23 protein-coding genes and 3 riboswitches are annotated in these 23,071 nt (G+C 46.9%); of the genes, 11 read left to right on the forward strand and 12 right to left on the reverse strand.

All coding sequences use genetic code 11. The features are described from left to right. Positions 1–6 precede the first annotated feature (6 nt). The 4 genes from BBI11_RS13550 to BBI11_RS13570 all read right to left on the reverse strand — a co-directional run bounded on the left by BBI11_RS13550 (position 7) and on the right by BBI11_RS13570 (position 4,780). Positions 7–1,653, reverse strand: a complete 1,647-nt coding sequence (locus BBI11_RS13550) for a solute symporter family protein (RefSeq protein ID WP_068464488.1) — start codon at positions 1,651–1,653, stop codon at positions 7–9. Positions 1,654–1,656: 3 nt separating this feature from the next. After that, on the reverse strand, positions 1,657–1,926 hold the full coding sequence (locus BBI11_RS13555) for a hypothetical protein (protein WP_068464491.1): 270 nt from the start codon (positions 1,924–1,926) through the stop codon (positions 1,657–1,659). Between the two features lie 451 nt (positions 1,927–2,377). Next, positions 2,378–3,628, reverse strand: a complete 1,251-nt coding sequence (locus BBI11_RS13560) for a mechanosensitive ion channel (protein WP_068464494.1) — start codon at positions 3,626–3,628, stop codon at positions 2,378–2,380. 288 nt (positions 3,629–3,916) lie between these two features. Further along, positions 3,917–4,780 (reverse strand): DMT family transporter, encoded by an 864-nt coding sequence (locus BBI11_RS13570; protein ID WP_068464501.1) that lies wholly within the window; start codon positions 4,778–4,780, stop codon positions 3,917–3,919. Positions 4,781–4,955: 175 nt separating this feature from the next. Between BBI11_RS13570 and BBI11_RS13575 the strand changes: the two genes are divergently transcribed. Beyond that, positions 4,956–5,186 (forward strand): excisionase family DNA-binding protein, encoded by a 231-nt coding sequence (locus BBI11_RS13575; RefSeq protein ID WP_068464504.1) that lies wholly within the window; start codon positions 4,956–4,958, stop codon positions 5,184–5,186. 58 nt (positions 5,187–5,244) lie between these two features. Here the strand turns inward: BBI11_RS13575 and metX are convergent, their stop codons facing one another. Together metX and BBI11_RS13585 are read right to left on the reverse strand one after the other, a co-directional pair. Continuing rightward, complete coding sequence (gene metX / locus BBI11_RS13580; protein WP_068464507.1) at positions 5,245–6,264, reverse strand: homoserine O-acetyltransferase MetX; 1,020 nt, start codon at positions 6,262–6,264, stop codon at positions 5,245–5,247. A gap of 13 nt (positions 6,265–6,277) precedes the next feature. Next, complete coding sequence (locus BBI11_RS13585; RefSeq protein ID WP_068464510.1) at positions 6,278–7,567, reverse strand: O-acetylhomoserine aminocarboxypropyltransferase/cysteine synthase family protein; 1,290 nt, start codon at positions 7,565–7,567, stop codon at positions 6,278–6,280. A gap of 101 nt (positions 7,568–7,668) precedes the next feature. Then, a riboswitch (SAM riboswitch) is annotated at positions 7,669–7,783 on the reverse strand. 187 nt (positions 7,784–7,970) lie between these two features. Next, positions 7,971–8,083, forward strand: a riboswitch (SAM riboswitch). A gap of 132 nt (positions 8,084–8,215) precedes the next feature. Between BBI11_RS13585 and BBI11_RS13590 the strand changes: the two genes are divergently transcribed. The 5 genes from BBI11_RS13590 to pepT all read left to right on the forward strand — a co-directional run bounded on the left by BBI11_RS13590 (position 8,216) and on the right by pepT (position 13,346). Further along, entirely contained in the window at positions 8,216–9,247 is a 1,032-nt protein-coding gene (locus BBI11_RS13590) for a methionine ABC transporter ATP-binding protein (RefSeq protein WP_068464518.1), read from the forward strand. Then, on the forward strand, positions 9,237–9,887 hold the full coding sequence (locus tag BBI11_RS13595; protein ID WP_068464523.1) for a methionine ABC transporter permease: 651 nt from the start codon (positions 9,237–9,239) through the stop codon (positions 9,885–9,887). The genes BBI11_RS13590 and BBI11_RS13595 overlap by 11 nt, the downstream gene beginning before the upstream one ends. Positions 9,888–9,953: 66 nt before the next feature. Next, positions 9,954–10,787 (forward strand): MetQ/NlpA family ABC transporter substrate-binding protein, encoded by an 834-nt coding sequence (locus tag BBI11_RS13600; protein ID WP_068464526.1) that lies wholly within the window; start codon positions 9,954–9,956, stop codon positions 10,785–10,787. 51 nt (positions 10,788–10,838) lie between these two features. Continuing rightward, positions 10,839–12,044 carry a M20 family metallopeptidase gene (locus tag BBI11_RS13605; RefSeq protein WP_068464530.1) on the forward strand — a complete coding sequence of 402 codons (1,206 nt, stop codon included), beginning with the start codon at positions 10,839–10,841 and terminating at the stop codon, positions 12,042–12,044. Between the two features lie 84 nt (positions 12,045–12,128). Then, on the forward strand, positions 12,129–13,346 hold the full coding sequence (pepT, locus tag BBI11_RS13610; RefSeq protein ID WP_068464533.1) for a peptidase T: 1,218 nt from the start codon (positions 12,129–12,131) through the stop codon (positions 13,344–13,346). 125 nt (positions 13,347–13,471) lie between these two features. On the opposite strand, the gene lipA is transcribed toward pepT, so the two are convergent. The 3 genes from lipA to BBI11_RS13625 all read right to left on the reverse strand — a co-directional run bounded on the left by lipA (position 13,472) and on the right by BBI11_RS13625 (position 16,619). After that, complete coding sequence (gene lipA, locus BBI11_RS13615) at positions 13,472–14,416, reverse strand: lipoyl synthase (protein WP_068464538.1); 945 nt, start codon at positions 14,414–14,416, stop codon at positions 13,472–13,474. After that, positions 14,413–15,252 carry a lipoate--protein ligase family protein gene (locus BBI11_RS13620; protein ID WP_156889076.1) on the reverse strand — a complete coding sequence of 280 codons (840 nt, stop codon included), beginning with the start codon at positions 15,250–15,252 and terminating at the stop codon, positions 14,413–14,415. The genes lipA and BBI11_RS13620 overlap by 4 nt, the downstream gene beginning before the upstream one ends. A gap of 88 nt (positions 15,253–15,340) precedes the next feature. Then, positions 15,341–15,447: riboswitch (TPP riboswitch) on the reverse strand. Between the two features lie 152 nt (positions 15,448–15,599). Continuing rightward, a complete protein-coding gene (locus BBI11_RS13625) occupies positions 15,600–16,619 on the reverse strand; it encodes an STAS domain-containing protein (protein WP_068464542.1) in 1,020 nt (339 codons plus the stop codon). A 134-nt stretch (positions 16,620–16,753) separates the two neighbouring features. Between BBI11_RS13625 and BBI11_RS13630 the strand changes: the two genes are divergently transcribed. Together BBI11_RS13630 and BBI11_RS13635 are read left to right on the forward strand one after the other, a co-directional pair. Next, on the forward strand, positions 16,754–16,984 hold the full coding sequence (locus BBI11_RS13630; protein ID WP_068464545.1) for a hypothetical protein: 231 nt from the start codon (positions 16,754–16,756) through the stop codon (positions 16,982–16,984). A gap of 61 nt (positions 16,985–17,045) precedes the next feature. Beyond that, positions 17,046–17,468 (forward strand): pyridoxamine 5'-phosphate oxidase family protein, encoded by a 423-nt coding sequence (locus tag BBI11_RS13635; protein WP_068464548.1) that lies wholly within the window; start codon positions 17,046–17,048, stop codon positions 17,466–17,468. Positions 17,469–17,496: 28 nt separating this feature from the next. Here the strand turns inward: BBI11_RS13635 and BBI11_RS13640 are convergent, their stop codons facing one another. After that, positions 17,497–17,931 (reverse strand): RrF2 family transcriptional regulator, encoded by a 435-nt coding sequence (locus tag BBI11_RS13640; RefSeq protein WP_068464551.1) that lies wholly within the window; start codon positions 17,929–17,931, stop codon positions 17,497–17,499. A 215-nt stretch (positions 17,932–18,146) separates the two neighbouring features. Here BBI11_RS13640 and hmpA point away from each other — a divergent pair, with 215 nt between their 5' ends. Both hmpA and BBI11_RS13650 read left to right on the forward strand, forming a co-directional pair. After that, the gene (hmpA, locus tag BBI11_RS13645) at positions 18,147–19,328 is read left to right on the forward strand and encodes an NO-inducible flavohemoprotein (RefSeq protein WP_068464553.1); all 1,182 of its coding nucleotides are present in this window, start codon (positions 18,147–18,149) and stop codon (positions 19,326–19,328) included. A gap of 100 nt (positions 19,329–19,428) precedes the next feature. Further along, positions 19,429–20,109: a (2Fe-2S)-binding protein gene (locus BBI11_RS13650; RefSeq protein ID WP_068464557.1), complete on the forward strand. Its 681-nt coding sequence runs from the start codon at positions 19,429–19,431 to the stop codon at positions 20,107–20,109. 33 nt (positions 20,110–20,142) lie between these two features. Here BBI11_RS13650 and BBI11_RS13655 read toward each other — a convergent pair whose 3' ends face one another. After that, a complete protein-coding gene (locus BBI11_RS13655) occupies positions 20,143–21,006 on the reverse strand; it encodes a VLRF1 family aeRF1-type release factor (RefSeq protein WP_068464561.1) in 864 nt (287 codons plus the stop codon). A 162-nt stretch (positions 21,007–21,168) separates the two neighbouring features. Here BBI11_RS13655 and BBI11_RS13660 point away from each other — a divergent pair, with 162 nt between their 5' ends. Further along, positions 21,169–21,480 carry a DUF3243 domain-containing protein gene (locus BBI11_RS13660; protein WP_068464564.1) on the forward strand — a complete coding sequence of 104 codons (312 nt, stop codon included), beginning with the start codon at positions 21,169–21,171 and terminating at the stop codon, positions 21,478–21,480. A gap of 309 nt (positions 21,481–21,789) precedes the next feature. On the opposite strand, the gene mdrP is transcribed toward BBI11_RS13660, so the two are convergent. After that, entirely contained in the window at positions 21,790–23,064 is a 1,275-nt protein-coding gene (gene mdrP / locus BBI11_RS13665; RefSeq protein WP_068464567.1) for a multidrug efflux MFS transporter MdrP, read from the reverse strand. Between the last annotated feature and the right edge of the window lie 7 nt (positions 23,065–23,071).

Consider the following 23,071-nt stretch of genomic DNA (forward strand, 5'->3'; position numbering starts at 1 on the left):
TACCATTTACATTCCCCAAGGCATTAACGCCCAAATTGCGACAGCGGCAGAAACGACAACTGTGATGCCTGCGCCGATCGTGCTGTTATAACGATACGCCTTGATATCTTTCCAACCGTGTATCCGTTCGATTAACTCGATATCGGCTTGCTTCGTCAATTTTCCAGATAGTGCTGGCATGCGGTTCGTAATATAAGAAACTACAATCAGCAAGATAAAACTGATCGGCACTGCAAGCATGGCACCGGAAAGCCCCATGCCATCTGTGACAGCATGACCCGTTAGTACGATGCTCGGGAACACAAAAGGTGACACGATGATATAGATAGCACCAGCAACTACAGATGCTGCAATGGCACCAAATTTATTCGCTTCTTTCCACCAGACGCCAACGATGATCAGCGGCGCATTGGTGACACCTGCCAAGCCAAATGCCCAGAGAATACTGACGACCAGGAATGCTGGCGGGTTAATGGCAAGCAGGATACTCGCAATCCCTCCTGCAAAAATTGCAATAAAGCCGATGCGCAAGTTCAAACGCTGCGAGATGTTCGGTTTCAATGTAGAGATGATGTCCTGTGAGATCAAAGCGCCAATTGCCAGCAAGTTTCCGCTCAATGTTGAAAGACCCGCCGAAATTGCACCGGCAATCACAAGCGCCGTTACCCATTCAGGGTTATAGACCATGTTCAAAATGATCGTTAATTTGTCTGCATCGCCGTCGGAAATTGTCACGCCTTGTGTGGTTGTTGCAAAAACCCCAACAAAGCCCATGGCATACGTTGCAGAGAACACTAAACCGAGAATAAAGGCGAACCAGACCATCGCGGAACGCGCACTTTTCAATGAAGAAGCCGTGTAAACGCGCATCGCCAAATGAGGCAATCCAAGAGCACCAATTGTCAGCGCTGGGATAATGGAGAAATACCATTTGGGCGAGAATTGATAATCAAAGAACGATGGCAACGCGTCCATCATTGCGGGCACCATATCCGAATACAATAATGGCGGGAAGTACCAACCTGAGGCGCCGATTGCTTTCATGATTGCTGCAAGCGGCACGATGAACATCAAGGCGATGATGACCATCTGGATCGCCGCGTTATTCGTTGCCCCTGCCATGCCACCAATCGTGATGTAGCCGACAATCAAGATACCGAAGATAAACAGCCCCGTAATGTAAGGGATGCCAAGCAAGGTTTCAAAGGTAATCGCGATGCCGATCATTTGGCCGAGCGCATACATAATCGACACAAGAATCATGAACAAAGCGGCGATGATGGAAGCCGTCGTGCCATAGCGGTCACGAATAAAATGAGTCGGCGAAAATGCTCCCATACGCCGTAAACTCGTTCCGTAAATGATCGTAATCAACGGAATAGCCAAAATCAATTGAATCCACAACATGATAAAAGGAACCTGCAATTGCAGGATAAGGGCAGTAATGCCTAAAAACGTTGCCAAACTCATATATGTAGAGGCCATCGCCAAGCCGTTCGTAATCGCTCCAACATTCGATCCGCCTACGTACAACTCTTTAGCTGATTTGCTTTGGCGGTTCGATATGAAACCGACGATATAAAACAATACAAACGTTGCACCTACGACGATCAGTCCCAGGATTGGATTGTCCAGTTGCCAACTTTGCTCCATCGTTTACACTTCCTTTGCTTCGTCGGCGTGGCCGATCGTTTCGTTTTCTCTTTCAATCTCATCATCGATTCGGTTGCCGATTCTCCCCGCTATAAGCGTCAACAAGAAAACACCGAACCATCCCATCAAGATGGGCACAATATACATGACTGGAAAGCCGAATAGCATGGCATCAACTGGGAAAATCGAAAAGATCAAGCCGACGTTCCCTACTAGGATAAATGCTGCCGTCATCCAAATCGTAAACTGGACTTCTTTTTTATAAGCCTTCATGAGGTCTCCTCCCTTTTGCATAAATTTTCTCTTCATACACCCCAGACTGAGCGTTCGCTCAGAATTTGCTCATGCGCCTCCCCCCGAAATTATGGTCTTAATAGCTCCTTCGATTGTAACCGCTTGCATAAATGCCCGTCAACAGAATTTTTATAAAATTTAAACAATTATATTAGTAGGCCTTTAGTTCAAATTAGCTCTTTAATATCACTTTATATAAGCTAATTATCATAGGCTCTACTCTACAAAAACACTTTCCTAAAAATCTCAGAGATACTTAAATGATATATTAGAATAGAGATTTCAAACTCTATAGAAACTTTCCTTTTTTATACAATATGTATAAAATTGACTAATTATTCACTTTACATAGAAGGCTATCCCTATCACTCGACATAATAAGCGCAAAAAAACTGCGCCTTGGCATCAGCCAGGCGCAGTGGAGCATTACTTACAAATTCGGTTTTTCGTCTTCTTCTTTTATTTTCTTTTCCATTTTCGCTAATTGGTTTTTCGCAAAATCGCGGCCGCCAATTCCGAAAGCGATAGCAAAGGCAACAGCCAGACCTGCAATGATGAATAGGAAGGCCAGATTGACAATGTTCGAAGCGAAGTTCAATTGATCAAGCGTCATGAAGATCGCGATAATGAAAATCGCATACTTGACGATGCCGCCGAACAATCGATTGCCGGAAGCTCGTGTAATATAATTTCCGAGCATGCTGCCACCGATAAGCCCGAGGCCGAGGATGATCAAGGAACTAATCAATAGCGGCAAGTACGCAATAATCGCGCTGCCGATGGAATTCAGCACATCGAGTTGCAGCACATTCATCGCTTCAACCACGAAGAAGATAATGATGATCGCCTGAACGATTTTGCCGATGATTTGAGCAATATCAAATGATGGCTCTTTGTTCTTGTCAGGGCTCAAATAAGAAGAGAAACGATTGATCCCCGTGCCATTCAATAGGCCAATCAATAGGTCCGCAACGAATTTCGCGATGAAGACACCTGCAAGGATTAAAATGATGCCGACAAAGATGTTCGGAATCATGCCTAGCACTTGATTGAGCATCAATACGATCGGTTGCGAAATCGATTCGATGTTCAAGGTTTCAAGCGCTACCGTGACAATCGGGATCAGTACGATGACGAAAACAACATTCGCCAATACTTTGGCTAGCGTATTTTGATCGCTCGACGCCACACGCTCGTTTACGCCAGACTTATTGGTCATTTTATTGAACCATTTATCAATATTCATCGTGGCTAGTAAACTCTCCACCAATTTCTTAACGAATTTCGCGATAAAGTAGCCAATAACCAAAATCAGGATCGCCATGAACAGATTCGGCAGGAATGCCAGGAACTTGTCCATCATGTTCGAGATTGGCTGGGCGACATTATTCATGTCGAGCGCTTGCAAAACACTTGGAATAAACAGGATAAAGATTAAGTAATAAAGAATTTTTCCGATAGAGTCCAGTTTGTCATCTGCGTCTTCCTTTGTTTTAGCCATATGTCCTTTTACCATGGCATTGTCAACGCCTGCTTTTTTTAGCCCTTTCGAGAAAATAGCTCTAACGATTGTAGCAACGAGCCACGCAACGACAAGCAGCAACAGGGCACCGAGAATGTTCGGGATATAATTGATAATTGTGTTCCCAACATTCTGGAATGAATTGGTTACATCGTTCAACTGTATCATCTCCTTTACAATTTAATAGTTCATTTTAAGTATTCCCCCTTATATTTTTCCTAAACGCAATGCGTCTCCCGGACGACATTAAAGCAGGATTGTTTTTACTCGAATGCTTTTGACGGATGCCGAAACCCGCGAGCCAAGAATTTGGCTCGCGGGTTTTATTGATCTTATTCACATTGTTCAGGAAGTGTTCGAAAAGTTTCTGACTTGCTGCTTCGATCCTCCACAATGGATTCCCATCCCTCTTTAACTTAAGGATAAAGTGAAATTCTGAAGGAATCCTTAAATGTTGCTAGTCTTTCCGAAAGCAAGTAGTGCAATGCCGCCGATCAACAATGCCACCCCGAGCCAAGACTGCCCGCTCAATGCTTCACCAACGACCGCCACTCCCAAAACAGAAGCTGTCAGCGGCTCTGCTAGCGACAAGGTGACCGCAGAGGAGGAAGGAATGGTTTTTAGTCCACTCGAGAATAATAAATATGCGAGGCTTGTCGTGGCAAGGCCCAAGTAAGCCACAATCATCAAGTTTTGTGGGTCCGCTAAATAGCCGGTGTCCAGGAAAAACAGGAACGGCAATAGGCCAAGGCCGCTGAGCGAAAAGATCATAGCCACTGCGGGTACTACTTCCATAAAGCTTAAGACATTTTTGCTGAACATGGCATATCCTGCAAATGCCAAACCAGCTAGCAGCCCGAGCATCACGCCGAGCGGGTCAACGATATAACTATCACGGTTCGCAAAAAGCAAAATACAGCCTGCAACGGACAAGAAACTCGAAAACATCCAGACACGTTCAGGTTTGCGTTTCATAACGAACGCTTCCAGTATTCCTGAAAAAGCTGGAGCACTGCCAATTGCTACAACCGTTCCGATTGCGACTCCCGTTAACTGCACAGAAGAAAAAAAGAAAGGTTGAAACAAGGCCATGCACAAGGCGGAAAGCCCGACCCATCGCCACGGAACCTTCACGCCTTTTAGATTTCCTGAAATCCACACAAATATTAAAAGCCCAAAACCGCCGATTGCAAGGCGCGCGGCTCCGATTGTTAAAGGATGGGCCGGACCTGTGAGGAAAGTTTGCGCTGTTCCGGTCGTCCCCCAAAGCATCGCCGCAAATACTACCCATATGTATGCTTTCATTTGCATCGGTTCTCCACCACTCTCTTAATCATTTCGATATCATTAAAGTCGCGTCGTTAAACAAGAAAACTTATTCTAGATTATGGAAAATTCATTCTTACTCCCTAAAGATACCACGGCACGAATGGTTTGAGATAGGATTGAAATAAGATTATAATAGAAGAAAAGAGGAGGCGATCACATGTATATGACAGTCTCGGAAACTGCTACTTTTTTGTCGATGCCGGAAGAACAAGTCAATCGCTATATACTTGAAGGCCGCATTCGCGCAGTCCATGACGGAACCCAATACTTGATCAACACCTCCCAATTCGATAGCCATTTCCGCCAAATGGAAATCGCCAGACTGGAACTGGAAGAATGGCGCGCGACGCCGATCCCCGATGATGTCGATGTGAAAGACGAGGATTGAGCGAACGGCAAAAAAAGATCGAAGCTTAAATGGCTTCGATCTTTTTTGATGAGCGGATTTACGCTAATACATGGCTTTTGGCATTCACCGTTTTCTGCAATTGGGCTTGTATGTGATGTGCCCAATTTTCAAATTCTACTAAAAATCCGTCATGGCCAAAATCCGTCTCGATTTTTTCCCATTTGGCATTCGCTTGGTTTTCGACCCAAGGAATCATCAGCTCTCCTGGATACAACAAGTCATGGCTATAAGAGATCGATAACAGCTCAGCAGATAATTCTACATCCTCCACATCGTGTGTGTTCATCGATTTCAATAAAACCAAGTAACTGTTCGGGTCGAAGCGTCCTGCAAGTTTGCGTCCTTGGTAATCCAAGTAAGACTGGACTTCAAAGTCATTTCCGCTGCGTGCACGACCGAAACGCCCGTTGAATAATTGGCTGCTTCGGTACGTCACCATACCAGCCATGCGGGCGATTTCAAATCCTTTTAGCCGCGTTCCCAGCGGATAATTACCGGCTTGGAACTCAGGGTCATTTTCGATTGCCTGGATGCCAATATGGTTGAACGCCACTCCATAGTCTCCGTAATAAGGCGTGACCGCGAGCGTGATGGCCGTATCCAAAAAGTCCGGATAAAGCCGCGCCCATTCCAAAGTTTTCATACCGCCGAGAGAGCCGCCAATGACTGCCGTGAGATGGTCGATACCTAATAGTTCCAATGCTTGGCGCTCTGCTTTGACCATGTCACGGATCGTCAATTCCGGAAAGGTGCCGCGGTAAGGCTTCCCGGTTTCTGGATTGATGGACAGCGGCCCTGTCGACCCATTGCAGCCGCCGAGCACATTGAATGTGATGACTTGGAATTGTTCAGTATCCACCGCTTTTCCAGAACCGATCAGACCCGCCCACCAGCCTGGTTGATCCGCAGTTCCTACTGCGTATTGATCACCTGTCAATGCGTGGCAAACCAGAATCGCAGGTGCAGAACTTTCCCCGACACGTTCATACGCCAATTCTACTTCAGGCAATAGTTGGCCTGATTCAAGTGTTAGCTGGCCGATGGATACTGTGCTCATCCCAATCCCCTCCTTACGCGTTCTCGAGTACTGCCGCTTGAATGGCTTGCTCTAAATCAGCGATTAAATCTTCATGGTTTTCCAATCCTACAGACAAGCGAATCAACTCTTCCGTAACGCCAGTGTTTTTCAGCTCTTCTGCCGTCAATTGCTGGTGAGTCGTTGAAGCCGGATGGATGATCAATGATTTGGCGTCGCCAACATTCGCGACATGCGACCATAAATGAACGCCATCGATGACTTTGCGTCCTGCTTCTCTTCCGCCTTTGATGCCGAAATTGACGATCGACCCGTAGCTGTCTTTCAAATATTTATCAGCAAGTGTTTTCGATGGATGGCCTTCGAGACCCAGGTAATTGACCCACTCGACTTGCGGATGGCCTTTTAAGTATTCTGCAACTTTTTGCGCATTCGTCGCATGGCGCGGAATCCGCAGATGCAAGGTTTCAAGTCCCTGCAACAAGGCATGGGCGCTGTCCGCGCTGAGCGATGGGCCGAAATCACGCAATAGCTGGACGCGCAATTTGGTAGCGAACGCCGCTTCCGGCACGTCGATGCCAAAACGGATGCCGTGGTAGCTTTCGTCCGGCTCGGTATAGTTCGGGAAGCGTGGATTGTCCCAGTTAAAGCGCCCCGCATCGACCGCTACGCCGCCGATTGTCGTCCCGTGCCCGCCGATCCATTTCGTGGCGGAATGGATCACTACGTCTGCTCCAAATTCGATCGGATTGCTGACGAAAGGAGAAGCGAATGTGTTATCGATCAATAATGGAACTCCATTTTCGTGGGCGATATCCGCGACTCGTTCCACATCGAATACGTTCAAACTAGGATTTCCAATGATTTCGCCAAACAAGGCTTTCGTCTTGTCTGTAATCGCTGCACGGAAATTTTCAGGGTCGGTCGCATCAACGAATTTTACGTTAATGCCATAACGCGGCAAGGTATTGGCGAAGAGATTATACGTACCTCCATATAGGTTGCTGTCCGCAATAATTTCATCTCCCGCTTCAGCGATATTCAATACAGAGAATGCAATGGCGGCCATTCCGGAAGACAAAGCAACCGCTGCCGTTCCGCCTTCAAGTAATGCGACGCGTTGTTCGAATACATCGACTGTTGGGTTCATGATCCGCGAATAAATATTGCCCGCTTCTTTCAAGCCGAATAGGTTTTGTGCGTGCTCTGTATCTTTGAATACATAAGAAGTCGTTTTATGGACCGGTACGCCGCGTGCCCCTGTTACTGGATCGGGTTCTTGGCCGCCGTGTAAAAGTAGAGTTTCTGGTTTAAAGTTTGTCATTGTTCATTCCTCCTGTTTTTGTGATCGGTTATTCGGATTTGAGGAGGACAGAAAAAGACCCTCTTCAGAAAGAAGAGGGCCGTTAGTTACGGATTTGCCTCCTCTTATCTTTCAGCGACGCAAATGCGCACTGTAGGATTTAGCACCTTTCCAGACATGAGCCTGTTGGTTGCCGGGCATCGTAGGGCCTATTCCCTCCGCCTCTCGTGATAAGAGTATTTAGTTTTTTTTTTGCTTGTGGAACAGTATAGAGTGCAGCGATACTTAAAGTCAAGTGTATTTTTCTAAAAATTTAAACTACTATATAAACGAAATTTCCCCCAAAAAAATTTTAACAAACATGTTGACTTTTTCGCTATTTCAAAATAGAGTAGGAATCACGAATTGAATAGCTTACATCACTTTCTTATCCAGAGAAACCGAGGGACAGGCCCTATGACGTTTCGGCAGCAGATTCGCAAACCAGCGAAAACTGTGCTAATTCCTGCAAATGCTCTAGCATTTGGAAGATGAGAATGAGATGGTTTCATATTTTGGAGCCCTCTTTTTTCTTGCGCATAAGAAAAAAGAGGGCTTTTTGTTGTTATTTCAAGAAAGTGTTCGTTTGCACTCATTCGAATCGTTATTTGCAGCCACAGGAGGGACACCATGATTCAATTTGAAGCAGTCAAGAAAACTTATGTATCCGGAAAACAGCAAGTCCATGCACTCAATGGCATCGACTTGACCGTTGAGACCGGAGAAATTTACGGCGTCATCGGATTCAGCGGCGCTGGAAAAAGCTCGTTGATCCGCACCGTGAATTTGCTCGAACGCCCATCAACAGGGCGCGTGCTGATCCACGGAGAGGATATTTCCACGTTGAGCGCACGCAAAATTCGCGACACACGAAAAGACATCGGCATGATCTTCCAGCATTTCAATTTGCTGAATTCAAAAACCGTGCATCATAATATCGCGATGCCACTGCTTTTGGCCAAGACACCAAAAGCGGAAATCGATCGGAAAGTAGCTGAGCTTTTGGAATTTGTCGGACTCGCCGACCAGGCCAAAAAATACCCGGATCAATTATCCGGCGGTCAAAAGCAGCGCATCGGCATCGCTAGAGCCTTGGCGACCAACCCGTCCATTCTTCTTTGCGACGAAGCAACGTCTGCACTCGATCCGCAGACGACCCAGTCTATCTTGGATCTACTGCGCCGGATCAACAAAGAATACAATATCACCATCTTGCTCATCACCCATGAGATGGGCGTTATCCGTGAAATCTGTGACAAAGTGGCCGTCTTGGAAGAAGGACGCGTCATCGAGCAAGGCAGCGTGTTTGAAGTATTCACCAATCCACAGCACGCGACGACAAAGCGCTTTGTTCGTTCTGTCATGAATGACGAGCTGCCCGATTCGTTGCTCGAACAGATTCGCCAAAACGACGGCACTCGGCCCATTTATCGTGTGCAGTTTACCGGAAATTCAGTCGGCCAGCCGTTCATGTCAAGAGTATCGCGTGAGTTTCAGCTTGATTTGAATGTGTTGTTTGGCAATATTACAGAACTTCAGGGCATTCCATACGGCAATTTGATCGTTGAATTCGATGGCGCTCTTGCAGAGATCGACCGCGCCCTCGCTTCGATTCGTAAAGATAAGATTCAAGTAGAGGAGGTCCAACAATATGCAGGTTGATCAATCACAAATTTTAGAAGCTTTATGGGAAACGCTTTATATGACCGGCGCATCCTTCGTATTCTCCCTTGTCATCGGCTTGCCGCTTGGTATCTTGCTGGTCGTTACAAGAAAGGGCCATCTACTCGAAAACGAAGCTGTATTTAACGTATTGAACATTGTCATCAATATTTTCCGCTCAGTGCCATTCATCATTTTGATGGTTGCCATCATTCCGCTGACACGCATCATCGTTGGTACATCAATCGGTACAGCGGCAGCCATCGTCCCGTTGGTATTTTACGCCGGGCCATACATCGCCCGACTCATCGAAAACTCTTTGCTCGAAGTCGATAAAGGCGTCATCGAAGCCGCCCAGGCGATGGGTGCTTCTCCCGGACAAATCATTTTCCGATTCCTGATCCCGGAAGCGCTCAGTTCACTTGTTTTGGCGTTGACGATCGCTATCGTCGGCTTGATCGGCGCATCCGCCATGGCAGGTGCCATTGGTGGCGGCGGGCTTGGCGACTTGGCCATCACTTACGGCTATCAGCGATTCGACACAGTGGTCATGCTGTTGACGGTCGCCATTCTCGTTGTCTTAGTCCAAGGCGTCCAATCACTCGGCAACTTGATGTCCCGCAGAGTTCGACGTAGTTAATTTTATTCTCACCAAGTTCTACATCTATCAAATCAACTATCATAAAACCAATTGGAGGATTTCATTATGAAAAAAATAACAGCACTTTTAGCCACAGCCGGATTAGCTACACTTCTTACCGCTTGCGGAGACGACAGTTCAGCTGACGAAACAACGAAAGTGACACTCGGCATCAGTGGATCAGATACGACGATTTGGGATTACGTCGGGGACAAAGCCGCCAAAGAAGGCATCGAGCTCGACATCATCACGTTCTCGGATTACGTAGCCCCGAACTTGGCACTCGCTGAAGGCGAACTCGACTTAAACGCATTCCAGACGATTTCTTATTTCGATGAATTTGTTGAAGAACATAATGTCGACATCGTGCCGATTGGCTCTACTGTTATCGCGCCGATGGGCTTGTATTCGGACAAATACGAATCGATTGAAGAACTTCCTGATGGCGCTCAAATCGCTTTGCCGAATGAAGCGACCAATATGGGCCGTGCACTCCTCTTACTCGATGAATCGGGGCTTATCACCTTGTCCGACGATGCCGGATTGACGGGCACAGCAGAAGACATCATCGACAACCCGAAAAACATCGAAATCGTCCCGATGACTTCGGCACACACACCGCGTGCGATGGCTGATGTTGCAGCATCCATCGTTAATAATGGCATTGCTGTGGACGCTGGATTGAACCCGACAGAAGATCCGATTGCGAGAGAAAGTGATACGGCAAAACCATATATTAACTTGATTGCCGCACAAGCTGGCGAAGAGGACAACGAAGCCTATCAGCGCATCGTTGAATTGTACCAAGAAGAAGATACCGCTGAATTTGTCATCGAGCACACAGAAGGCGCTCAAATCCCAACTTTCGTTTCAGTTGAAGAATTAGTCGATTATCAATAAACAACAGACCCAGCAGATCGTTCATACACGATATTCCAAGGGGGACCTCACATGACAACCATTACCGAAGCACGTGAAACCATTACCGGATCGATTGAAAAGAATCGCGCCCACTACCTGCGCATCAGCCATGCCATCCATGAAAATCCAGAAATCGGCAATGAAGAAGTCTTTGCGAGCGGGCTGTTGACCGGTTTACTCGAAGAAGCCGGATTTCAGGTGGAAGATGGTGTCGCTGGCCATCAGACGGCTTTTTACGCAGTCCGCGACAGCCAAAAACCAGGGCCGACCATCGCTTTTCTAGCTGAGTACGACGCCTTGCCTGGAATTGGTCATGCATGTGGACACAATATTATTGGCACGACCAGTGTCGCAGCCGCGATAGCGCTCAGTAAAACCTTGGAATTGACCGGTGGGCGTGTCGTCGTCCTTGGCACACCCGCTGAGGAAGGCGGACCACACGGCAGCGCGAAAGGCAGCTTCGTCAAACACGGCCTGCTTGAAAAAATCGATGCTGCATTGATGCTTCATCCATCAGGAAATTCGGCGGTTACCGGCCCTTCGCTTGCCGTCGATCCCTTAAGTTTTCATTTTTACGGCAAGCCAGCCCATGCTGCAGGCTCTCCTGAAAAAGGCATTAATGCGCTCGATGCCGTGCTTCAACTGTTTAATGGCATCAACGCCCTTCGCCAGCAATTGCCAGATGATGCACGGGTTCATGGCATCATCACGCACGGAGGCGATGCACCGAATATTATTCCGGAGTACGCCTCCGCCCGTTTCTATATTCGCGGCGACTCCTGGAAGAAAACCGCTGAGACGGCGAAAAAAATACGTGCCATCGCTGAAGGTGCTGCCCTTGCGACAGGGGCACGTGTCGAAATCGAGCGTTTCCAAAATGAAGTGAAAGATCTTGTCGTGACGCCTGAACTCGATAAAATTCTTAAAGCGGAGCTTGAAACTTTGGGCGACAACGTAGCCGACTCGCGCATTTCTGGGCTCGGGTCGACCGATGCCGGCAATATCAGCTATGAAGTGCCGACTGCCCATGGTTATATCAAAATCGGTCCTGAGAGCCTTATTGCCCATACCGAGGAATTCCGGGAAGCCGCCCGCTCCAAAGCAGGCGATGAGGCTTTGATCAGAGGCGCAAAAGCATTGGCACAAACCGGGTACCGCTTGCTGACGGAACATGCTTTATTGGCTCAAGTCAAACAAGCCCATGTCCGCTCACTGTCCGCCAAACAACAAGCTTAAAAACCAGCGCCCCGGCGCTGGTTTTTCTGTTTATTTCGAGTTTCGTGCTAAAATGGAGACATTACCTACATAGGAGGCTTTACCATGATCGAAAAGTTAATCGAACGTCTGATTCGCTACGCCAAAATCGACACGCAATCCGATTTTGAAAAGGATGCAACGCCCTCAACACCCGGCCAGTGGGATCTCCTCGCTGAACTGGAAAAAGAAATGAAAAGCGTCGGCTTAAAAGAAGTTGAAGTCGATGAGCACGGCTATTTATTCGGCACCTTGCCGGCTACTACTACTGAACAGCGACCGGTCATTGGTTTTTTGGCACATGTCGATACCGCGACCGACTTTACCGGCAAAGGCGTCAATCCACAGCGCATTGAAAAATACGACGGCAAAGACATCCCATTAAACGGCAAAGTGACGATGAAAACGGCTGATTTCCCGGCTCTGCAAAATTACATCGGCCATACTTTAATCACAACAGATGGCACGACCTTACTTGGTGCCGACAACAAGGCAGGCATTGCTGAAATCATGACAGCGATGGAATACTTGATCGAACATCCGGAAATCGAGCACGGTAGGATTCGCGTCGGCTTCACGCCGGATGAGGAAATCGGCCGTGGCCCGCATAAATTTGATGTTGCCCGTTTCGGTGCCGATTATGCATATACGATGGACGGCGGTCCGCTTGGCGAACTTCAATACGAGAGCTTTAATGCCGCAAGCGCTAAACTGACCGTCCACGGAACGAGCGTCCATCCAGGTTCGGCAAAAGACAAAATGGTCAATGCCATCACGGTGGCCACCCGCTTCCAAGCGAAAATGCCTGCCGATGAAGTACCCGAGAAAACAGAAGGCTATGAAGGTTTTATCCATTTGAATAATTTCAACGGTTCTGTCGAGCAAGCAGTGCTCCAGTACCTTGTGCGCGATTTCGATAAAGGCAAATTCGAAGCGAAAAAACGCCATATGGAACAAGTAGCGGCTGAATTGCAAGAAGAGTTCGGGAAAGAAGCAATCGAACTCGTGCTCGAAGACCAATACTATAATATGCGCGAGAAAATCGAGCCAGTTATAGAAATCGTCGACCAGGCAGAACAAGCGATGAAGACAGTGGCAATTTCACCTGATATCCTGCCTATTCGAGGCGGCACAGATGGGTCCCAACTATCTTATATGGGCTTGCCAACGCCGAATATCTTTACGGGCGGCGAAAACTATCATGGTAAATTCGAGTTCATCTCTGCAGAGAACATGGAAAAAGCCACTCAAGTCATTGTGGAAGTCGCAAAAACTGCAAAATAATTGGCTTTCCCCTGAGCATTTCCCAGGAAATATTCAATAAGACTCCATAAAAAAGCAGCGGCCTGTGCCGCTGCTTTTGTGTGTACAGAATGTATCTCTCTGTTCGCCTAGTGCCATCACTCTTCTCAGAACTCGATACGATCGATTTTTGCGCCTGTCGATTCGACGCCTTTCATGTATTTGATGCGTTTCTGGACAGCGGTTTCGTTCACTTGCTCATCCGCATGGTAAGACGAACGCACCATCGGGCCGGCCTCGCAATGCTTAAAGCCTTTGGCGAGTGCGATTTCTTTTAATTCCTGGAATTCGTCCGGATGGTAATAACGGACCACATCCAAATGCTTCAATGTCGGCTGCAAATACTGGCCAATCGTCATGATGTCGACTTTGTGCGCCAACAGGTCATCCATCGCCTCGATGATCTCTTCTTTCGTTTCCCCGAGTCCCACCATAATGCTCGACTTGGTCGGCACATGCGGCGCGATTTCCTTGACACGCAATAACAATTCCAGCGAACGGTCGTAGGTTGCTCTTGCACGGACACGTTTTGTCAGGCGGCGCACCGTTTCGATGTTGTGGTTAAAAATATCGGGTTCGCTGCTCATGAGCATGTGCAGGCTTTCGTAATCGCCTTTCATATCGGACGGTAAAATCTCGACTGTGGTTTCCGGCATTTTCCGGTGGATCGCGCGCACTGTTTCTGCAAAAACTGCTGCGCCTCCGTCCTTCAAGTCATCTCGGGCAACTGCTGTAACCACCACATGTTTCAAGTTCATAATTTCCGTCGATTCCGCGACGCGCTCTGGCTCGCCCCAATCGAGTTCATTCGGAAGCCCAGTTTTCACGGCGCAGAATCGGCACGCACGTGTACAAGTGTCGCCCAAAATCATGAACGTCGCGGTACGGCGTTCGCTCCAGCATTCATGGATATTCGGGCATTTCGCCTCCTCGCACACTGTGTTCAAGTTTTTCTCGCGCATCAATTTCTTTAAATCGTTATACGTTTCGTTCGTATTTAATTTTACCTTTAGCCATTCGGGTTTACGTTCACGCTGCTTTGTCTTTGTCATCGCATAAGTTCCCCTTTCTCTTCTCGTCTGTGGTTCCATTGTTCACTTGCGTATTTGGCTTCGAGCATGCGTACTTCTTCCAGCAATTCAGCAGGCGGTTCGAATTTTTCCAAGCGTATGCCAAGTCCTTTTCCAAACCCACTCTTGAAAGCATTCTGGGCTACTTCTAAACTTATTGGTTCCCCCATCAGCTCATTGATCGCAACGGCGCGTGACCGGAACGCTCGGCGCGCTTTTTCTTTCACGGCTTCGTTCGGATAGACAAATAGTTCAAACAAACGGTTCTCATCCAGCTCGAGTGGAATCGATCCGTGCTGCAAAATGATGCCTTGTTTTCTTGTCTGTGCGCTGCCGGCTGCTTTGCGCCCATCAACCGTCAATTCATGCCAAGACGGTTCTTCGAAACAGACTGCTGACGCTTGTTTCGAACGCTTTGTTTCTGCCGCAAGCTGTGCCTCGATTCCCAAATTGCGATAGCCTTCAATCAATCCGCGTGAAATGACCAAATACGCTTCTTTCACTGATTTTGGCATGGACGGATGCTGCTCTGGAATCACCACGCTATAGGTGAGTTCTTGGTCGTGAAGTACAGCTTTGCCGCCTGTCTGTCTCCTGACCAAAGGAATTCCCAATTGTGCAGCACGTTCAAGATCAATACTGCCATTCAGTTTCTGGAAGAATCCCACTGAAATTCCGGCTGGCGCCCAAGCATAAAATCTAAGGACTGGTTTCATGCCAGTCTTGCGCTGCCAATTCATCAAGGCTTCATCCATTGCCATATTGTAGGCCGGCGTGCAAACTCCCGACTCCATATAGCCCCATGTTTCATCCAAAATATCTCAACTCCTCTCAGCTTATGCATGACTCCCGAGTGCATAAAAAAACACCGCTTTCCCATGGGAAAGCGGTGTATGCAGGCAAAAGAAAGCATACGTACCACTTCCCTCCGCTGGCATGGTCCAGATCAGGTTCAAGGGGTCCAAGCATTCGCTCGTCTCAGCCAGTCAGTTCCGGCTCCCCCAGTGGTCAGCTATGTATAGTTCTCCTAGAGTTTACCATTCTCGCGAAAAAATCACAATATACAAAATAGTTTTTTCTTTATCAATTTAAGGATTTTATGGACTCGCTTTTATACAAAAAGAAACTCTCCCATTTCCGATATCCAGGAGAAGGGAGAGTTGCTTTAGATAATGGTTTTACCCTTTTGCGCCAGTGCAAAATGGATACTGTGCTGGAGCGTGCGGAAGCAGTCGTAACTTGAAAGGTCTACGCCTGCTTCTGTAATCGTCATGCTAGTATGCGGCGAAATGCCTGCTAGTATAGTCTTTGTACCAATTAAAGAAGCCGCAGAGCCCAATTTTTCAATCAGCATCGCTGTATGTTGGTTAAAGCTTTCATTCAGCCCCGTCAAATCGAGCAGCAAATAATGGGCTTTGTATTTCGGCAGGTTCTCAAGTGTTTTGACCAATAGTTCCTCAGCACGCGCTTCATCGTACCGGCCAAGAAGCGGGACGACGACAATATCTTCTAGTACCGGGATGAGCGGCGAGGAAATTTCACTGATCATGGCGTGAAGATCTGCTGTCTTTTCATCTACGAGCTGCTCCAGTTCACGGATTTTTTCTGATTCCTTGCGGCGTGCGAGCGTATGAATATTCTTTTCAATCGTTTCGTCCGATGGAAAATAACGAATTAAGCATTCGTCGTGCCCTTCGATTTGCGAATGGACGACATCGTACCATATACTGCGCCCTAAAAGAGAGCTAAAGATGCCGGCATAATGAGCCGGCAAAAAACTGCCACCGGTCTTTTTGCCTTGTGCGAGATTAATTTGGTATTCCCAGCTGTCTTTCAACATTACTTCCAATGTTCCTGCCGATTCATCCAAATTGTGAATAGATGCTACTCCCCAGCCAGCTGATGCATATGTATTAGTAATGAGTTCAGATGCTTTCATTGCAGATATGCCACCCATGTTATGGAAATAGGCTCCCACTACTTGGCCTTGGCGAAATCCTGTTGACTCTAAAACGACAGCAGCCGCATCTTCACCCGAAATTTCTTCGATAGAATCGAAAAACATTTTCATTGCTGTCGATGTCCAAAACAGCACGGAATTCTGTCCTTCAAACAGAAAACGCCCTCGCGAAAGGTCCCATTCAAAATCCAGCCCGCCCACATTTATCTTCGGTTGTTGCGTCATTGTATAGCCAGCCTCCTTATTTTGAACTATTAAATTATCATACGCCAGCCGACGATCTCCAGCAAGTTCTAATGTTTTAAAGCATGCCGATTAAGGAATAGAAGGAGAAGAACGCTAAAGGAGAGGTGCTAACGATGGCAGAAGAAAAACGTTTCAACGAAAAGGAACGCAAATCAAGCGACGGGGCTCCAATGGATAATCCTGAGCAAATCAAGACGGACAAAGAAACCATGACCGAAATGCATGAAGAAGAAATGAACGTGGACTCCATTCCTTTAGAAGACTTGAAACAGGATATGGAAAACGAAAAAAATCCGCGCGACACTAAAGATGATTCAGCCAGCGAGGAAAAACATCCAGAATGATCTACCCTCACGGCTTTTAAAGACAGTATTTTAAAAGACTTACCTTAAAGGAGAGATAGAAATGGCACAAGAAGAACTAAAACAGCAAGCATTAAAAATCATGGAAGACAGCATGATTGGGACCTTGGCGACCATCAAAGAAAATAAGCCGCATTCCCGTTACATGACCTTCTTCAACGATGAGTTTACTTTATACACCGCGACTAGCAAGCAAACACAAAAAGTGGATGAGCTGGAACAAAACCCGAACGCCCATATCCTGCTTGGCTATGAAGGTGAAGGCATCGGCGATAGCTTCCTTGAAATCGAGGGACAGATGTCGTTGCGAGATGACCAAGAATTGATTGATAAAGTATGGAATGAACATTTAAACGGTTGGTTCGACGGTCCTGAAGACCCGAACTTAATTATCTTAGCAATTACACCAACACGTGTCCGTTTGATGAACCGTAAAGGCAAAGATCCACAAACGATTGAACTGTAAACAAAAGCCTCCAATCATGGAGGCTTTTTTACGTGCGCAGCAAGTCGCGCAATCCTTCTTTATTGAACAGCAAATCTTGCAGGCTGTATTCATCCAATACGGCTAAATAAGCATTCAATGCCTTGCCTAGAACACCACGAAGCCCACAGATTGGCGAGATTGGACATGTATTGGTCTCAGGATTGAAGCATTCCACCAAGTGAAAATCCTCTTCCATCCGCCGGACAACCGCCCCGACATTAATATTCTCGGGGAGATCTGCGAGACGCATGCCCCCGCCTCTACCTCTTACCGTTTCGATGAATCCCGCTTTGCCAAGTTCAAACGTGACTTTCATCAAATGATTTTTCGATATATGGTAAGCATCCGAAATTTCCTGAATGGTAGTCAGTTTGCTTTCTTCTTTTGTTCCCAAATAAATGAGGACACGCAATGAATAATCCGTATACATCGTTAATTTCATCGGTCTCACCTTCCCTGTTTGTCTATTATACGCGCCGCTATAATTCCTGAAAAGAAAACGCGCCCACAGAATCCCAGCTTTTTTAACTGTTATTACGTGTGTGACTTTTCTGTGAAATGAAATGTGTCTAAATTTTAAAGATGTATTTTAAATATATCTTTAAATAATTTTTCGGTTTATAGTGTGGTTATAGAAAACAAAAGGAGAGATTGACTATGTTATCAGAACAAACAAGAACCATCGTCAAATCCACTGCCCCTGTATTAGCTGAACACGGAAAAACCATTACCACTGTTTTTTACCATAATATGTTCAACGCGCATCCGGAACTTTTAAATATTTTTAACCAAGCCAACCAAAAACAAGGCCGCCAGCAAACGGCGCTAGCCAACACTGTTTATGCGGCCGCTGTCCATATCGATAATCTCGAAGCCATTCTTCCAGCAGTTGTTCAGATTGCGAACAAACACGTTAGTCTTGGCGTTAAAGCTGAGCATTATCCAATTGTTGGCGAATACTTGTTGAAGGCGATTGAAGAAGTGCTTGGCGATGCGGCGACGGATGAAATTATCAATGCCTGGGCAGAAGCATACGGCGTTATTGCCGATGTCTTCATCAGCATCGAGAATGGCATGTATGAAAAATCAGAAACACAAGAAAATGGCTGGAGTTTCTTCAAAGACTTCACGATCGCACGAAAAGTGAAAGAAAGCGACAACATCACTTCCTTCTATTTAAAACCCGCAGACGGAAACAATGTGCCTAGTTATGATGCTGGCCAGTACATTACAGTTCGACTGGCGATTCCCGGAGAAGAATTCCTGTTTAACCGCCAATATAGCCTGTCCCAAGCATCTCGCCCTGATGAGTTCCGCATTTCCGTCAAACGCGAAGCCGATAACGACCCGAACGGTCTAGTTTCTGTTTATTTACATGAGCAAATGGAAGAAGGCGACACCATTGAAGTGAGCGCACCTGCCGGCGAATTCGTGCTTGATGTAAAGCGCGACACACCTGTCGCCTTCGTCAGCGGCGGCGTGGGGATCACCCCGATGATGAGCATGTTCGAAACTGTTGCCACACAAACGCCAGAACGCCCGGTTTCGTTCCTGCACGCAGCACGCAACGAAACCGTGCATGCTTTCGATAAGGATATCCAACAATACGTCGCGACGATGGACAATGCTAAATACAAAACTTTGTATTCCGATGATCCGCAAGGCTATATCACGCGTGAATTATTGGAAGACATGATCGATGTAAACGGTGAAGTCTACGTTTGCGGGCCAGTACCTTTCATGGAAAAAATGATCAGCGAATTGCGCGTCATCGGCATGACCGATGCGCAGATCCATTACGAGTTTTTCGGCCCCGCAATCACGCTTCAAACGGTTTAACTGCCAAAAGAACGCTTCGCTGATGAGCGAAGCGTTTTTTTATTGTGGCTTGGCAGTTTTACGCTCTTCCGGTAGCATGGTGAGAAAAGGGGGAATCGTGATGCACTTGCCTATGGCCGCTAAGCACTCACTTCAAATGCAATCGGTCATCGTCGACCGCCTTCCTGCCCATCCCTTATCTTCAAACTCCCAGCTGTTGATAGAAGAGTTAAAAGAGTGGTGTGGAACGGAGAACAACGGAGTCGCAGTCTCCTATTTCTTTCGCCAATTCGCTTTGTTCGTGACAGCCCAATTCAACTTAATCCACCAGTACGGTGGCTATTTCAAGACAGCTCCTGAAAACCTGCGCTTTGGCAAAATACATAATTACGGCTTGCCGCTCATTTCGTTTCACGTAAGTGCTGCTGATTTTGTCGAAATACCGGCTGAACAACGACACGAGGCTTTCCAATATGTATTAATCGGGCAGACGGACGCGCTGCTCCAACAATTGCGCCGCCAGGCAAAAATCTCTGCTATTACATGTTGGGAAAATGTACTGGGTTCACTTGCCTGGCATTACGCTACACTTCAGAGGCAATATCCACGCACCGTCGCTGAAGATATCGACTGGCTGATGGATGATCACAACTGGAAACCGCTGCGCAAGTCGCAGTGGCAAACTTTCATCGGCACCGTACCGCTTGAACGGGCTGTTTCCGAGCCGATGCGTAAAACCTGCTGTCTGTACAAAGAGTTGGATTCATTTGAAACCTGTACTTTCTGCCCCCAACCCCATTAAAAAAAGCTCTGGCATCAGCGCCAGAGCTTTTTGTTATTTTTCAAATACTTCGTGCAAAATTTTATCCGCACTGTTGTTAATAAAGTTTTTATGGATGCAGCTGTTCGGCTTTTGGTGGAGCACTTTAGCAAACGACTGAGCGTGCTCAGCTTCTCCAATGATATGGATTTCTTCCCAACGCCGTTCTTTTTTCAGCTTCTCAATCTTCGAGCCCATGTCTTTGTAAAAACGGTCTAAATTTTCTTTCAAGCGGTGGTCCAGTTCGTCGGTCGGGCTTCCTCCGCCGCTGCCACCGATGACCGGGCTGTTTCCACCAGCAGCCCCGCCGCCAGTCGATCCAGCGCCGCTGCGTCCTTGAATGCGCCCAGAGCTTCTGACGCCTTTTTGTTCTGTCCAGACTTCAAGGCCTGCGTCAAATTCATAATAGACTTCTTCATTAACGATGCCAACGGATGTATCGAGCACACGGATGCCTTTAAAGCTCGGCAAGATCACGCCCGCGTACGGATATGCTTTGTAAATATAGCGCAATTGGTCGAGCGCTGGTTTGCTTTCCCATTGGAAGTCGGTTTTGACGGAAATCTGCAAATGCTTGACCCAGAATAAATCGTCTTGAGTGGATGCAAAAATAACGACACCCTTTTGGAGGTCGCCTTGATTGTCCGTTATTTCCTTTTCTACTTTCTTGCGTAATTCTTTGTACGCTTTCAGTTCTTTTTCGTCTTTAGAGGCGGTCAAATACTCATCAATGCGCTTTAGTCCATTCTTCAACTGAATCTTCCAGGCCCCGTTTTGTGCTTCACGGTCAGCCGGGTTGGTATTGAGATATACACTCAACACACAGCGGTCTTCGCACTCGAATTGTTTCAGTTCTTGGATTTCGTCGTATAATGTCATTCACCCATCATCCTCCTTTAATCCGTACTTGTTATCTCAATACCCCAACCGCTCTCGCTTAAACGGAAGCCGCTGTTTCTTTTTTTAATATTCGAACGTTTAGAAGCTTTTTATAGTGGTAAACATTGAGTAGCAACAAAAATGACGAGGAGTGAATCATTCATGGAAAACGTTGATAAAAAAGTCGAAGAGAAATTGAGCAATACCGATAACAAAAAGAAAGAACAAATTTTGGCTGAGTTTTCAACTTTCATCGACTATTTAGGCAATAAAGTCGAGATGGGCGAAAAAATGGGCTTGAGCGAAGAACGCTTAGCACAATTGGCAACGAAAGTCGGCGATCATCTTTCTAAAAAAGAAGAACCGAAAAATAGCGAAGAGTACCTCTTGCAGCGCTTATGGCAAGTAGGCGACAAAGAAGAGCAGCACATGCTCGCGCATATGCTAGTCAAATTGGCTAAAGACCAAAACTAATCACACAAAAAGCCTGAGCTTAACCGCTCAGGCTTTTTTTATGTGTTGAAGAAGTCTATGGTTTGCACCCAATTATGAAAAAAGAGGATCTTTTTCCATTTTCAACAGTCAATGGCTTCTCCAAGTATTTGGAGAAGCGTTCGCTCGACTCCGGTGGACCAGCGAGACGACCGAGACCCCGCAAGGCGCAAAGCGACTGAGGAGGCTTGGGCGCGAGCCCACGGAAAGCGAGCGATAAGCTTCGGAAAATACGACTTTCAACTTTCTCGATAACCTGAAAAAGCCTGAGCTTAACCGCTCAGGCTTTTTTTATATGTTCGCAACCGTTCTTTTATCATATAAATGGAACATCCACAGGTAAACGAAACCGCTCAATACCGCAAAGCTGCCGAGAATGATAAATGTCCAACCAAATCCAAACCAGGCAGTCATCGGAATCGAAATCGGCGCAATCATCCGCCCGATTGTATAGCGCAGGCTGGCCGCCGCAAAATACTGTCCGCGCATGGACTCCGGCGCCAGTTTAGAAATGAAACTTTGCTGAAGCCCGACTACCATCAATTCGGCAAATGTGAAAACTGCCATCGCTACGAAGAAAATCCAGAACCAGGAAGTCATCGGGAAAATCGCCATCGACAAGCCGAATAGTAAAGCAGAAAAGAAAAACACCCATTTTTCTGGAAACTTAGTCATCCAACGAGTGATAACCACTGTTAATAGAGCAACAATCAAGCCGTTTTCTGCCAGTAAAATACCAAAAGACGTTTCCCCGGTCACGGACCATTCACGCCCTAAAAAATCGAGGATTGTTTGGCGATCGATCGTTTCCTTTAAATAAACTGGAATAACGAGATCCAATTGCATGAAAGTCTGCGCCCCCAAAATCCCCGCGATAACAAACAGTAAAAAGACACGGTCTTTTAAAATGATGCCGTAATCTTTCACTTGCGTCAGCAGCGCGCCTCGCCAGCCAGTTGCATTGCCTTCTTTCCACTTCTCGAGAACTTCGGCCGATAAAGTCTCCTCTGTATAAAAGCGTAATAACAGCCCGAGCAGCACCGAAATGATGGCGACTGTTAAAAGTAGTTCAAAGCGGTACGAGAAAAACAATACTGCACCAAACAAAGGCCCGATAACAACAGCAATATTCAATGTTGTATAAAAGACCGCGAACACATCGCTCCGGTATTTTTCAGGAATGACATCGGCAATCATTGCTTGGCTCGCTGGCCAGTAAAGCGAGCCGCACATGCCAGCCAGTGTAAATGCCACGAAACTGAGCTCTGGTGAAGTGAGCCATGGCGAGTTTGCCAAAGCAAACAGCAAGAAGGCGAAACCTTGCGCTACAGCAGCAGATACCAGCATCCGCTTGCGCCCGAACCGGTCAGCAAAATAGCCGCCAAATAAATTGGCAGCCACGGAAAAGATTTGGGAGATGATCAGCAACATCCCCGCCAGCCCTTTTCCGAATTCTTCCGCAAAATAAATCGCTAAGAACGGGAACACCATCCAAAAGCTTGTATTCATGAAAAACTCGCCCACTAGCCGGACTTTCAGGCTGCGGTTCCAATCCTTGATCTTCATCTATATT

Source organism: Planococcus maritimus (assembly GCF_001687625.2).
GTDB lineage: Bacteria > Bacillota > Bacilli > Bacillales_A > Planococcaceae > Planococcus > Planococcus maritimus.